Consider the following 13,855-nt stretch of genomic DNA (forward strand, 5'->3'; position numbering starts at 1 on the left):
TGTTTATTCTATCGACGCTAGCTCTTCCACTAATGTAGGCTTCCAACCTTGACCATCAACCCACTCAATGGAAACACGATAAATTTGGGTTCTGTCCTTTGAAAAGACGGTTCCTTTTGATTTATTATGACCATCATTTCCAAGGAACTTGATCGTCATATTATCCTCTGATAGCCCAGTGGCATATTCAATGGCAGAAACCATTTCATCCCAATCCACACCACTATACACGTTCGTGTGTTCACCTGTTTGGCTCGTTCCGATTGGCTCCCAATTTGGGTTAACAATGGTTCTGACTACATTAGAATCCGCCCCGCCTTCTGTCACAATTGCCTCTTCGTTATCATTAGAGCTAGCTTCCTCGCTTGACTCTTCATTCGAGGACGAAGACTCAGTAGACGAATCTTCCTCATCCGTTTCTGAGTCAGATCCTTCTGTCTCTTCCTTCGAGGACTCTTCTCCTTCATTCGCTTCATTTGAAGCTTCTACGCTTTGTTCTTGCTCTTTTACTGTCGTAGCTTTATCATCGTTCCCCAAAAAAATAACCCCGGAAACAACAATAATTAAAACCAATACTATTCCAATGAGACCATTTAAAATCAGATTTGTTTTACGACGCTTCGACCTTTGATTGAACCTTGATTGCTGATAATCATCTTGCATCATACGAACCTCCTAGACCTCTTTTGAACATCCTTTTAAGAGCGAACTCGCTATACATTCTACCATTTAACCCGTAAATCGAAAAGGACAATCACGTTACAAATACATTAACGTTTCGACAGAGGCTCATTATGATCAAAGTTATATACGTTTTTTACCATATCGGCAAATAATCCGTTAACTCCACCTTCGTCCCCATAAACCCCTAAATTTACTGTTACTAGAGCATATTTAGGGTTATCGTATGGGAAATAACCAGCAAACCATTTATTATGCAATTGTTTCTCATCTTTAAAGATTCCCGTTTCAGCTGTTCCTGACTTCCCAGCAACGGCATATGGCAGTTCTTGAAACCATCTCCCCGTTCCATTTTCATTTACAACCACTTCACGCAATAATTTTTGAAGCTTCATTGCGGTATAAGGAGAAATCGATTCGCCAGGCAGAGCTTGCTTTTCGAATGGTAGTAGTGAGTTCCCATTTTTATATTCCACTTCTGAAACGACTCTAACACTCTCCCTTACTCCACCTTTCGCAATAGTCCCCATCATATTGGCAACAGCCAGTGGTGTTGCACGTACCTCATGCTGACCGATTCCTGTCAAAGCAACAAAGTTGTTATCATTTTTAGCATCCTCTGATAAAAACACACGGCCTTTTTGTTCTTCTTGAAGCTGCTTAAAATTAGAGAAATGATAGATATCACCGTTCCATCCAACAGAACCTACGAGAGATAATTTATTTGCATACTCCTCGAGTATATTAGGGTCAATATCCTTTAATTCCTTTGCTATCGTACCAAAAGTATTGTTACAGCTCCTTGCAAAGCTATCCGTAAAGTTTAACATTCCATGTTCATACACTAAGTCTGGTTGGCCATTTATTTTTTTACTACAATCATACATTCGAGTGGGATCATCTAGTTCATAATCAATGGCGGCTCCAGCCACAACCGTTTTAAAAACAGACCCAATAATTTGCTCAGATATCATCATATTCTTCAGACCACTTGAACCATCCTCAAACGGCTTTTCCTTATTAATGTTAGGTCTAGATACCATAGCAAGGACAGCATTCGTCTCTAAGTCTAGAAGGACAAGTCCTCCTTTACTAATTTTATATTGGTCAACTAGATTTTCAGCCATTTCCTGAATATCTTTATCTATCGTTGTTTTAATATTGACTGGATAGAAAGGATTGGCTGGTTCGACATATTTCACATCAATCCCAAACAGCGGTCCACCCTTTGCATCAACATGGTAGATAAGCTTGGAATTTCCATCAGGAAGCAAAAATTCATCAAAGCTTTTTTCTAATCCGGTTAACCCAATCACTGTCTGTTCTAGCAAGTCTTTATCAGGATATCGTTTTTGTAATTCAGCTGTATTTTGTCCCGTAATACCTATAAGCTGTTCAGCTGGATACTCATTTAGTGAATATTTCCTTTCTACAGCAAACACTCCTGGTATTTTCAGAGCATTAATTTGCTCCATTTGAGCATCTGTTAGTTTAAGTGGATTCGGATCGCCATAGGCGAAAGGGTCTTCCGCTTGTTTCACTCTGTATTCAATTGATTCCACAGGAACATTGATAATGTCTGCGACCTGTTCACTATCCCACTCCATATTCTTCAAAAACGGAAAGAGAATGAGAACCGGAATCTTACGGTGAACAAGTGACTCTCCATTGCGATCAAGAAACCCGCCTCTCCCATTATCAATCACCATTTGTTGTGAGCGTTGAACAACACTCGCCTCAAGGAGATTAACGTTATGTTTTGTAAAGTTTTCTGTTGAAACGAGCTGCACTTGAACAAGCCTTCCTATTAAGAGACTAATTGCTATTATACAAATAATTAACCATACCACTGCCCGTTTTCTCCACATAATAAAAAACACCTCGTCAAAAGTGTTGACGAGGTTTTCTTATTTCAAACCAATTTACTTAATATTTGTAATACGTACATTCATTTCTCCACCAGGCGTTTGAACCGTTACTTCGTCTCCAACCTTCTTACCCATCAAGCTTTTGGCAATTGGAGAATCATTAGAGATTTTGCCTTCAAATGGATCTGCTTCTGCACTTCCTACGATTGAATACGTTTCCTCGTCGCCTCCAGGAAGCTCAATAAACGTAACAGAACGACCTAAAGCAACCGCATCGGTAGCAAGTTCATCCTCTTTAATAATCTTTGCGTTTCTTATCATATTTTCAATCGTTGTAATACGACCTTCAACAAATGCTTGTTCTTCTTTAGCCGAGTCATACTCTGAGTTCTCAGATAAGTCTCCGAAGCTACGAGCAATTTTAATACGCTCTACGACTTCTTTACGTTTTACTGATTTTAAATGTTCTAATTCTTGCTCTAATTTTTCTTTACCAGCTAAAGTCATCGGGAAAACCTTTTCTGTAGCCAAAACCCTTCACTCCTTCTAGTTTCACAACCCCCAAATAGATTGTGTATTCTTCTTATGTAGTTATATCTTACGGTAAATGCATAGGAGCGCGTCCTTATGAAAAGGGCGCGCATGAAACGTCCAACTGGACTTATTTTGGGAAACATTTGCATTACTGCTTTTTATTGTTTCATAAAAATGATTTTTGTTCAAGAATTGTTTGAATTTTTGTGACCATCAAATCAATTGCGACAAAATTATGGCCACCTTCTGGGATAATAATATCTGCATAACGTTTCGTTGGTTCAATAAATTGATTATGCATTGGCCGTACCACATTTACATACTGGTCAATGACTGAATCCATTGAGCGCTCGCGTTCTTTTATATCTCTTACCAATCGTCTAATAATACGAAGGTCCGCATCAGTATCTACGTATAACTTAATATCCATCAAGTTACGAAGTCTTTCGTCTTCTAATACGAGGATCCCTTCAAGGATAATTACATCCTTGGGCTCAACATGGATGACATCACTTGAACGGGTATGAACACTGTAGTCATACACAGGCTTATTAATCGCTTCGTAGCGGAGAAGACTTTCAATATGCTCAATTAGTAAATCATTGTCAAATGCTAGTGGGTGGTCATAATTCGTCTTTAGACGCTCCTCAAAAGGCAAATGCGATTGGTCTTTATAATAAAAATCTTGCTCGAGCATTAAAATTGAATGCCCTTTAAACGACTCGTAAATCGACTTTGTTACGCTCGTTTTCCCGGAGCCGGAGCCACCGGCTACACCAATAACAACGGGTTTGCGCTTCATGCTAGTTTAAATCTCCTTCCGCATCATGTTGTTTGGGTAAACCGGCTTGTCTAATTTGAACTTTACGATTTGCATTGGATGCCTTGCTGTATCTAGCTCATTGCCATCCTCATCCCAAATTTTTTCAACAACAGTTGTAAAGTTCTCAATTTCAGGTCCAAAAAACTCTACTTCTTGACCAGGTTTAAAGTAGTTTCGCTGCTGAAGTGTTACCATTTGATTTTCAGCATCATAGTCTAACACCAATCCAGCAAAGTCAAAAGTTGTCTTTTTGCTATGATTTCCAAACATCTGCTCTTTATACCCAGGAACTCCTTCAAAGAAAGCAGGAGCCGTGTCACGGTTTGCACATTTATCAAGTTCTTCTAACCATTCTTTTTGAATAACAAAGTTCTCAGGGTCCGCACAATAAGCATCAATTACTTTACGGTACACACTAACAACTGTTGCCACATAGTGAATGGACTTCATACGACCTTCGATTTTCAAACTATCAATACCAAGCTCAATCATTTGAGGAATGGACTCAATTAACTTAAGATCCTTAGGGCTCATCGCAAACGGTGCATCACCTTCGCTAAATTGAGCTACTTCATCTTGTTGATCAAGCGAATACAGGTCATAATCCCAGCGGCAAGACTGACAGCATCCACCACGGTTTGAGTCTCGAGCTGTCATATGATTACTTAATGTACAGCGTCCAGAGTATGCGATACACATTGCACCATGGATGAATGTTTCAATTTCGATATCGACTTTCTCTTTCATTTCTCTAATTTCTTCCGCACTAGTTTCACGTGCAAGTACCACACGTTCTAATCCTTCTTCCTTCCAGAATTGGACAGCTTTCCAATTGGATAAAGACTGTTGTGTACTTAAATGCACTTCAATTTCAGGAGCTAATCGACGGCATGTTTCAATGATAAGAGGATCAGCAACAATAATACCTGCAATCCCAGCTCCTTTTAAACCAAGAATATATTCTTCTAATCCATCTATATTTTCATTATGAGCAAAAATATTTGTTGTTACATAAATCTTCGCACCATATTTCTTAGCAAACTCTACTCCCTCTTTCATTTCATCAAAAGTAAAGTTCCCTGCGTTTGAGCGAAGTCCGTATTCTTGTCCACCGATAAATACAGCATCTGCCCCGTATTGGACAGCAATTTTTAATTTCTCTAGATTTCCAGCAGGAGCAAGTAATTCTGGTTTTTTTACAATTACTCGCTTTCCATTCACAATCTGTGAAATTTTATCGTTTAGTACGATAGACATCTTTTTCCCTCCTTAACACATGTTTTATTAATAAACGGTCTCTTTGAAGAAAAATCCAGTATCTAATGGACGATTCTTTGGCTGAATCTTTTCAACTTCCTGTAATAAGTCGTCCTTTACTTCTTCGTACTGATCAAGATCTTCGACACATAGATCAATTGCTTTTCGATATAATTCTGTTACTTTCTGAATGTATTCTGATGTTTGTAGTACACCATCAATCTTTAGAGAATCAACTTCTGCTTCAATTAGCTCTGTTAGCTCATCTATCATACACATATCATTCGGACTCATAATATGTGTTCCGTTCGCATCTTCAAAAATCGGATATTTGTTTTCTCTTTCCTTATCATGAAGGAACATGTTCGCATTTTGGGCACGATTTTCAACCACTAGTGCTTTTCCTTGATACTCATAATAGTTCCCTAATAGTGAACGCTTGGACTGGAACATGGCTGTCATCCCGTGAACTTGTACCTCAATCTCCACTTCAGCATGCTCTTTCATTTCGACAATCGCATCCATATTGATTTCTCTAGCAAGGATCGCACGTTTAGCCCCTTTTCTACCCCAATAGTTACATGTATACCAGTTCGTTGCAGTTGTTTCTGTGTTCCAATGAAGAGGCATATCAGGTGCAGCCTCTTTCGCTACCATTAAAACCGCTGGATCACCGAAAATGATTGCATCTACGTTTGCTTCTTTTACAAACCTTACATAGTCATATAAAGCGTCAATGCTTTCATTGTGGAAGATTGCATTCATCGCTACATACACTTTTTTCTGAAAAGAATGGGCAATTTCTACAGCCTTCTTTACATCTTCACTTGAAAATTCTCCAGCCAAACGAAGACCAAAGCGTTCCTCTCCGATCACAAAAGCGTCCGCTCCAACTTTACATAATGCTTCTATATCTTCAATCGTTTTTGGTGTGACTAATAGTTCTGGTTTTTTCATTTTCTCTTCACCTCTTTTTACTAATTGCTACTCCATCGCCAACAGGAATAATGACCGAATCGTATTCTGCATGTTCCATTAGCCATTTGTTAAAATCTTTTATTTTTGTAACCATGCTTCTTACTCTTTTACTCTCAATTGTATCCTCACAGACGAGTCCTTTAAACAGGACGTTGTCGGTTATGATTATTCCTTTGTCTGCTAAATACTTTGAATATATTTCAAAGAACTTCTTGTACTGCCCTTTGGCTGCATCTATGAAAATCGCATCAAAAGAACCAAATTTTTCTATAAGTGACTCTACTTCTAGCGCATCACCCTTGATGATCGATATTTGGTGTTCTTTGTTTGCACGTTTAATAAATTCCTCCGCGACCGTATAGCGCTCACTGTCCCGTTCAATTGTGACGATGTTCGTTTCAGGAAGAACAGTGGCCATTCGTAAGGCAGAATATCCAATAGCTGTACCCACCTCTAGAATCTTTTTCGGTTGAGCTATTCTCAGTATTTGAAGAATCGTTTCGATTCCTGACAGTTCCATAATGGGAACATGATGAGCTTTCGCGTATTGCTCCATTTCTTCTAGTAGATCTGTTCTATTTAGAATGAGCTCTTCTATATAAGAATGCAGCTTTTCCGTTTCCAAGCTGCGTCACCTCTTTTGTTTAGACATGAAAAAATAGCGTTCACAGCAATTCACAGGGATTCAGCACGGCTAAATATGGTCTTCTGTGGTTGACGCTATTTAAAAACACTTGAACTATTTTATCATAATAGAAGGAGAAATGCGAACATTTCTCCTTGAAGCAGATTAATTGATGTGCTCGGCCTTTTTTGCATTATGCTCCTCGAGAGTTTTCGAGAATAATACATCACCAGATGCCGTTGCTAAAAAGTATAGAAAGTCTGTCTCGGCAGGATGTAAAACAGCTTCAATTGATACAGCACCTGCATTAGCTATTGGACCTGGTGTTAAGCCTTGGTATTTGTAAGTATTGTATGGATCATCAATTTCCAAATCCTTATACAACACCTTGTCCTTATGTTCTCCATGTGCATATAAAACGGTAGGATCTGTTTGTAACGGCATCCCCGTATCTATACGATTATAAAAGACACTGGCAATTTGGTCACGCTCAAGTTTCTCAGTTGCTTCCTCTTCTACCAATGAGGCAAAGGTTAATAGTTGGTGAGCAGTATATTGCCTCTCAGCCATATCACCCTCATACTCACTAATTACCTTTTTTGTCTGATCTAGCATGGCCATAATAATTTCTTCTATTTTTGTGTCTTCTTTATAGAAAGGATATGTTGCAGGGAACAAATAGCCTTCTAATGGGTATTTAACATTTTCCACGAGAATTTCCTCTGTTAATAAATCAGGGTATTTATTCATAAGTGCTTGTATGAATTCACGGTCATTTAATTTTGTAAATACATCTTCTTCTGTATGATTTGTTTTTTCTGCGATGATTTTTGCAATTTCTTTTAGCTGTTTTCCTTCAGGGATGGTAATTTGAAACACCACTTCTTGCTCCACTTTACCTGTTTTTAAGCTTTCAATGATACTTGGCAAGGTCATAGAAGGTGAGAGTTCATAGTTACCAGCCATAAACCCTGACTCGTTCTTAAACTTAACAAAGTACTTGAATACACGTGCATCTTTAATAATCCCATGTTCCTCTAATATGTTTGCAATACCAGTAACTGAAGAACCAATTGGAATTTCTACTGTCATTTCTTTTTTATTATCTGGATCTACGGGCTTTAGTGCCGATTTAATATAAAAATATCCGCCACCAGCCGTAATTGCTACCAGTAGAAATAAGATGATTGAAATGGTAAAGACAATTTTCCTTACGACTCTTGCCTCGCCTTCCCTCTCAATCATCTTTTCTCGGATGATTGCTTTTTTATCAGTCTTGTTACCTGTATTCTCTTTCTTTTGCTTCTCTTCCGTTGACAAAGTTTCCCCTCCAATTCACAGGGCTCATTCTTACTATTCCCTTATAACTATTCTCGAATCATTATACTATATTTTTCGACAATAGAAGTAAAAAATTGCAAAAAAAAGGCGGATAGCCTATGCTATCCGCTTTTTATCGTTCTATTCTTCGTCTTGCTCTTCTAGGAATGTATTTAACATTTCTTCGATTAGGTCCCACTCTTCGTCTGTCTCGATAGGCATTAACTCACCATCATTATTATCTTCGGTTGGAACGAAAGCAGATGCATGAATTTCAATTTCTTCATCATCGTTTTCATCTGCACCAATTGGATAATAAAGAACATAAGACTTACCAAATTCATCAGAATCGAATGTAAAAAGCACCTCACAAAGTTGCTCGTTACCATCCTCATCAATTACTGTAATATTGTTTTCTCCATGTTGCATTGAAAAATCACCTCAAGTTATTTTTGACTATCTAAAAAGCCTTGTAAGATCATAGCTGCTGCCATTTTGTCGATTACTTTTTTACGTTTTTTCCTACTAACATCCGCTTCTAGTAAGACACGTTCCGCAGCAACCGTAGTTAGACGCTCGTCCCATAGGAATACAGGCAAGGAAAACCTCTTTTCTAGCTCACTAGCGTAAAATTGACTCGCTTCCCCTCTAGGTCCAATGGTACCATTCATGTTTTTAGGCAGCCCTACTACTATTTTTCCTACTTCATACTTTTCTATTATTTGACCAATCTGGTCAAAACCAAACATTCTTTCATCTTCATTAATTTTTATTGTTTCTAATCCTTGCGCTGTCCAGCCAAATTCATCGCTGAGCGCAACGCCGACCGTTTTACTGCCGACGTCAAGACCGAGAATTCGCATACGTTAAGAGCCCTCTCGTTGTGTTTTTAAATAGCTTTTGACAAGCTCTTCAATAATTTCATCTCGTTCAAGCTTTCGAATAATGTTACGAGCATCACGATGACGAGGAATATAAGCAGGATCTCCAGAAAGCAGGTAACCTACAATTTGATTAATCGGATGATATCCTTTTTCTTGAAGAGCTTCATGTACTTGAAAAAGGACTTCCTTCACGTCATGTTCGATTGGCTCTTCTGGAAAATTAAACCTCATTGTTTTATCAAATGTACTCATTCTCTTGCACCTCGCTTTATCTAGTAATCGCTGGCTAACTTCCGCTCTTATAGAAGTATCTATCATCAAATCTATCCAATGGAAGAAATATTTAGTAGTCTAATCTCCTTCATTTTACACTACTTTTCTTGAATATCAAACGGATTTGACCCATTCTTCTACAAAACTTAGTGCGGAATCCAGCTTTCCAGCATCTTTTCCTCCTGCTTGGGCCATATCTGGACGTCCACCACCGCTACCTCCGCAAATAGTAGCAACTTCTTTAATAATTTTACCGGCATGATAGCCTTTTTCAATTAAGTCTTTTGTTACACCGGCAATTAAGTTTACCTTTTCTTCGTTTACACTTCCAAGTACGATTACTGCAGATCCAAGCTTTTGCTTCAAATCATCCACCATGTTTCTAAGTCCGTTCATATCAGCACCTTGAATTCGAACAGCCAAAACTTGAACTCCATTCACTTCTTTCACATTATTAACCAAATTACCTGCTTCAATATTCCCTAGCTTAGCTGTTAAAGACTCATTTTCTTTTTGAAGCTGTTTTTGTTCACTTAACAGTGCATCGATTCTAGATGGTACATCTTTTAGGTTCGTTTTTAACTTTCCTGCCACGTCTTTTAAAATCTGGATTTGGCTATGCATTTGCTTAAATGCACCTTCCCCCGTCACCGCTTCTATACGACGAGTTCCTGCTCCAATACCACTTTCAGATATGATTTTAAAGAGACCAATGACTGATGTATTAGGAACGTGACAACCACCACAAAGTTCTAAACTATAATCTCCGACTTGAACCACACGTACGATATCACCATATTTTTCACCAAATAGCGCCATAGCTCCCATCGCTTTTGCTTCAGCAATTGCCTTATAGTCTGTTTGAACAGATAGAGACTGCCAAATTTTTTCGTTTACAATCTTCTCTATTTCTTCTAATTCCTCTGGTTTTACTTGTCCAAAATGAGAGAAGTCAAAACGAAGTCTATCTTGTTCTACTAGAGAACCGGCTTGGTTTACATGTGTTCCAAGAACATCTTTTAATGCTTGATGTAATAAATGGGTTGCCGTATGGTTCTTAATAATTTTCCCTCTATTGTTCTCATCAACAACCGCAACTACCTGGTCATTAACTTGCAATTCACCAGATTCAATCAGTACACGGTGAAGGTTTTGTCCGTTTGGTGCCTTTTGCACATCTTTTACCGCCGCTTTTACACCATCGCTAAATAGTGTACCAAGGTCAGCAATTTGCCCACCGCTCTCAGCGTAGAATGGAGTGACATCGAGTATTAATTGGATTTCTTCTCCTTCACTTGCCTTGTCGATTTTTACACCATTTTGTACGATAGCAAGAACCTTTGATTCAACCTGTAACTGATCGTAACCAACAAACTTACTTTCTACTTTAATCTCACCAAGTTCTCCACCTTGAACCTGCATAGAGTCTACATCTTGTCTTGCTTTACGTGCACGCTCACGCTGAAGCTCCATTTCGCTCTCAAAACCAGCGTGGTCAACCTTCATTCCCTCTTCTTCACCATACTCCTCTGTTAATTCGACTGGGAAACCGTATGTGTCATAAAGACGGAAAACGTCTGCGCCCTGAATCGTATCACTTCCAGCTTCCTTTTCTTTTTTGATAACCGCTGAGAGAATTTGAAGCCCCTCATTAAGAGTCTCATGGAATCTTTCTTCTTCATTCTTTATGACCTTTTGGATAAAGTCGGTCTTATTCTTTACTTCTGGGTAAAAATCAACCATGATTTCCCCTACAACGGGAACCAGTTCAAACATGAATGGACGGTTGATGTTAATTTGCTTGGCAAAACGTACGGCTCTACGAAGCAATCTTCTTAACACATACCCTCGACCCTCATTGGAAGGAAGTGCGCCGTCACCAATAGCAAATGCCACGGTACGGATATGGTCAGCAATGACTTTAAATGCTACATCAGACTCTTTACCATTTCCATACTTTGCCCCAGAGATCTCTTCTGTTGCGCGAATAATTGGCATAAATAAATCAGTATCAAAATTAGTAGGAACATTTTGAACAACCGAAGCCATTCTTTCAAGTCCCATTCCTGTATCAATATTTTTCTTTGGTAGTGGAGTATATGTACCATCCGGATTATGATTAAATTCTGAGAAAACTAAGTTCCAAACCTCTAAATATCTGTCATTCTCTCCTCCAGGATACAACTCCGGATCACTTTCATCATTTCCATATTCAGGTCCACGATCATAGAAAATTTCCGTATTTGGTCCACTAGGTCCTTCCCCGATATCCCAGAAGTTCCCTTCTAAGCGAATAATTCGCTCTTCCGGCACACCAATTTCTTTGCTCCAAATTTCAAACGCCTCGTCATCTTCTGGATGAATCGTAACGGAAAGCTTTTCCTTTTCAAACCCTACCCATTTTTCATCAGTCAAAAACTCCCATGCCCAATGGATGGCTTCAACTTTGAAGTATTCTCCGATAGAGAAATTCCCAAGCATCTCAAAAAACGTATGATGTCTTGCTGTTTTCCCAACGTTTTCAATATCGTTCGTACGAATAGATTTCTGTGCATTTGTAATTCTTGGATTGTCTGGAATCACTCGTCCATCAAAATACTTTTTTAACGTCGCTACCCCACTGTTAATCCAAAGCAAAGATGGATCATCATGAGGAACGAGGGGAGCACTTGGTTCCACTGCATGTCCTTTTTCTTTAAAAAAGTCTAAATACATTTTACGAATTTCTGAGCCTGTAAGTTTCTTCATTTATTTTCCCTCCAACATTTTTTCCAACAAAAAAAGCCCTTCATCCCAAAACAGGGACGAGGAGCTTGCTCGCGGTACCACCCTGATTATGAATGCAAAAAAGCACTCATCTCTCAAAGACCTTTAACGCAGGTTAACGGCAGGAATTAGCTGCACTCCGGAATAGCTTTCTGTCATCCTTCGTCTAGAATTTCTTTCAGCCAAGGAAATTCCTCTCTACAGACGGTCTATCACATACTTGTTCCTTCAACATGTTTTCGTGTATTTTGAACTTTATAGTACGAATTATACTGATATGTTTTTATATTTGTCAACGTTGTCACATCAATTGATTATCGGATACATCTTTTGAAAAGTGCTGCTTTGCATGTAGAAGGCTCACCTTTAAAATGGCCATGATTGGTACAGCTAAGATCAGTCCTAGTATTCCACCTATTTCTCCACCTGCTAAAAGAGCGAACATAATCACTAAAGGATGCATATGCAAGCTCTTTCCAACAATAAAGGGAGATAATATATTTCCCTCTAAAAATTGGAGTAGAGCGATGATAATCACTACGAATAGGATCATTTTTACACTAATTGTAGCAGCGATGATTACAGCTGGCACAGCACCGATAACAGGTCCGAAATATGGGATAATATTTGTTATCCCAACAATTAATCCAAGCAACAGCGGGTACCGTAAGTCGATGAACCAGAAGGATAAAGCTGAAATCGTACCAATCAACACGCATACTAAAAGCTGTCCCCTAATATAACTGCCTAGTGATTTATCCACATCTCTTAAAAACAGAGTTCCCCCACTCCGCCATTTACTCGGTGTAATATACCATACAGCCTTTTTTATTTTTTCATAATCTTTTAACATGTAAAAAGCGATAAAAGGGATGATAGCAAAAAGCAGGGCTGAATTGATGATTCCCATCCCAAAATTAACGGCTCTTGTTAGAGCGTTATCAAGCATTCTTTCAACGGCCACAATACTGCTATCTATCCTTTCTTGAAAGGCTTCAGGCCAAGTAGAGGTTTTATCCTGAATGTCATGGATCCACTCTCTGTATTGGTTGGCAAAGCTTGGTGCGTTTTCAGTCAAATCTCGAAGTTGGTGTATAACTGCAGGAACACCATTATACAGTGCCACACTTATACTTCCAAAAAACAGTGTATAAATAATTAAAACGGCTAACCATCTGGGTAAATAATTTTCATGAAGAGTCTCCACGACGGGATGTAGTAAATAAGAAATAAATGCTGCGATGATAAATGGGAGTACGACGATCATTGTGATTTTAAAAATGGGCAACCAGATGGGCTGTAGTTTCAGAAAAACAAATAATACAATGAATAACAAAAGCAAAAAGCCAAGCCGGTAATACCATTTTAATCGAATGTCCATTGTATCCACTCCTTGTCTATAGTTTAAAGTGGAACAGTAAGAAATATACAAAAAGAAAAGCCCCTTTTTACAGGGACTATTCTTGGTATTAAAACATTTTCGAAATTCTACGCTGCATTTTTCTCATTCCACGCCCTGACATCATTTTGTTTTTGCGAGCGTAATTATATGCAACAACACCTGCTCCAATTGCAATTGCAGAAGTTACCATTCGATTCATTTATCTCACCTCGAATTAGATTTATGAGCTATATCGGCGTTCATCTTCTCCAAAAAGATCGTCTAATGAGCTTAATGTACCGTCTTCCTCAACTTGGTGAGTATTAATGATTCCTTTTGCTAAAGTTAGTTCAATGAAGCAGTTCCAACAATAGTATTGGTTAATTCCAATTTTCCCGATATCTTTGCTTTGGCAGTTAGGGCATTTTAACATCGTAGACACCTCACGTATAGGTATATCTTAAG

Annotated in this window: 15 protein-coding genes and 1 other annotated feature; all 15 genes read right to left on the minus strand. The window is 38.6% G+C overall.

The window, feature by feature from the left end; all coding sequences use genetic code 11:
• Nucleotides 1–3: 3 nt before the first annotated feature.
• Nucleotides 4–666, minus strand: a complete 663-nt coding sequence (locus ACGLXV_RS21660) for a YrrS family protein (protein WP_391560244.1) — start codon at nucleotides 664–666, stop codon at nucleotides 4–6.
• Between the two features lie 104 nt (nucleotides 667–770).
• A complete protein-coding gene (locus ACGLXV_RS21665) occupies nucleotides 771–2,549 on the minus strand; it encodes a peptidoglycan D,D-transpeptidase FtsI family protein (protein WP_391560245.1) in 1,779 nt (592 codons plus the stop codon).
• Between the two features lie 54 nt (nucleotides 2,550–2,603).
• Nucleotides 2,604–3,080 carry a transcription elongation factor GreA gene (greA, locus tag ACGLXV_RS21670; protein WP_119709214.1) on the minus strand — a complete coding sequence of 159 codons (477 nt, stop codon included), beginning with the start codon at nucleotides 3,078–3,080 and terminating at the stop codon, nucleotides 2,604–2,606.
• A 169-nt stretch (nucleotides 3,081–3,249) separates the two neighbouring features.
• The gene (gene udk, locus ACGLXV_RS21675; RefSeq protein ID WP_391560246.1) at nucleotides 3,250–3,885 is read right to left on the minus strand and encodes a uridine kinase; all 636 of its coding nucleotides are present in this window, start codon (nucleotides 3,883–3,885) and stop codon (nucleotides 3,250–3,252) included.
• Nucleotides 3,886–3,891: 6 nt separating this feature from the next.
• Entirely contained in the window at nucleotides 3,892–5,163 is a 1,272-nt protein-coding gene (locus ACGLXV_RS21680) for a peptidase U32 family protein (RefSeq protein ID WP_391560247.1), read from the minus strand.
• Between the two features lie 27 nt (nucleotides 5,164–5,190).
• Nucleotides 5,191–6,120: a peptidase U32 family protein gene (locus ACGLXV_RS21685; protein ID WP_391560248.1), complete on the minus strand. Its 930-nt coding sequence runs from the start codon at nucleotides 6,118–6,120 to the stop codon at nucleotides 5,191–5,193.
• Between the two features lie 7 nt (nucleotides 6,121–6,127).
• Nucleotides 6,128–6,766, minus strand: a complete 639-nt coding sequence (locus ACGLXV_RS21690) for an O-methyltransferase (protein ID WP_391560249.1) — start codon at nucleotides 6,764–6,766, stop codon at nucleotides 6,128–6,130.
• A gap of 165 nt (nucleotides 6,767–6,931) precedes the next feature.
• Nucleotides 6,932–8,011, minus strand: coding sequence for an endolytic transglycosylase MltG (gene mltG, locus ACGLXV_RS21695; RefSeq protein WP_391560276.1), 1,080 nt, complete (start codon nucleotides 8,009–8,011; stop codon nucleotides 6,932–6,934).
• 216 nt (nucleotides 8,012–8,227) lie between these two features.
• A complete protein-coding gene (locus ACGLXV_RS21700) occupies nucleotides 8,228–8,515 on the minus strand; it encodes a DUF1292 domain-containing protein (protein WP_119709219.1) in 288 nt (95 codons plus the stop codon).
• 17 nt (nucleotides 8,516–8,532) lie between these two features.
• Nucleotides 8,533–8,949: a Holliday junction resolvase RuvX gene (gene ruvX / locus ACGLXV_RS21705; RefSeq protein ID WP_119709220.1), complete on the minus strand. Its 417-nt coding sequence runs from the start codon at nucleotides 8,947–8,949 to the stop codon at nucleotides 8,533–8,535.
• A gap of 3 nt (nucleotides 8,950–8,952) precedes the next feature.
• The gene (locus tag ACGLXV_RS21710; RefSeq protein ID WP_119709221.1) at nucleotides 8,953–9,222 is read right to left on the minus strand and encodes an IreB family regulatory phosphoprotein; all 270 of its coding nucleotides are present in this window, start codon (nucleotides 9,220–9,222) and stop codon (nucleotides 8,953–8,955) included.
• 135 nt (nucleotides 9,223–9,357) lie between these two features.
• Nucleotides 9,358–11,991, minus strand: coding sequence for an alanine--tRNA ligase (gene alaS, locus ACGLXV_RS21715; RefSeq protein ID WP_391560250.1), 2,634 nt, complete (start codon nucleotides 11,989–11,991; stop codon nucleotides 9,358–9,360).
• A 49-nt stretch (nucleotides 11,992–12,040) separates the two neighbouring features.
• Nucleotides 12,041–12,250, minus strand: a binding site (T-box leader).
• A gap of 60 nt (nucleotides 12,251–12,310) precedes the next feature.
• The gene (locus ACGLXV_RS21720; RefSeq protein ID WP_391560251.1) at nucleotides 12,311–13,390 is read right to left on the minus strand and encodes an AI-2E family transporter; all 1,080 of its coding nucleotides are present in this window, start codon (nucleotides 13,388–13,390) and stop codon (nucleotides 12,311–12,313) included.
• 88 nt (nucleotides 13,391–13,478) lie between these two features.
• The gene (locus ACGLXV_RS21725; RefSeq protein ID WP_119709224.1) at nucleotides 13,479–13,610 is read right to left on the minus strand and encodes a YrzQ family protein; all 132 of its coding nucleotides are present in this window, start codon (nucleotides 13,608–13,610) and stop codon (nucleotides 13,479–13,481) included.
• 21 nt (nucleotides 13,611–13,631) lie between these two features.
• Nucleotides 13,632–13,823, minus strand: a complete 192-nt coding sequence (locus tag ACGLXV_RS21730; RefSeq protein WP_066049968.1) for a hypothetical protein — start codon at nucleotides 13,821–13,823, stop codon at nucleotides 13,632–13,634.
• Between the last annotated feature and the right edge of the window lie 32 nt (nucleotides 13,824–13,855).

It is taken from the genome of Robertmurraya sp., from assembly GCF_036676585.1.
Classification (GTDB): Bacteria; Bacillota; Bacilli; order Bacillales; family Cytobacillaceae; genus Robertmurraya_A.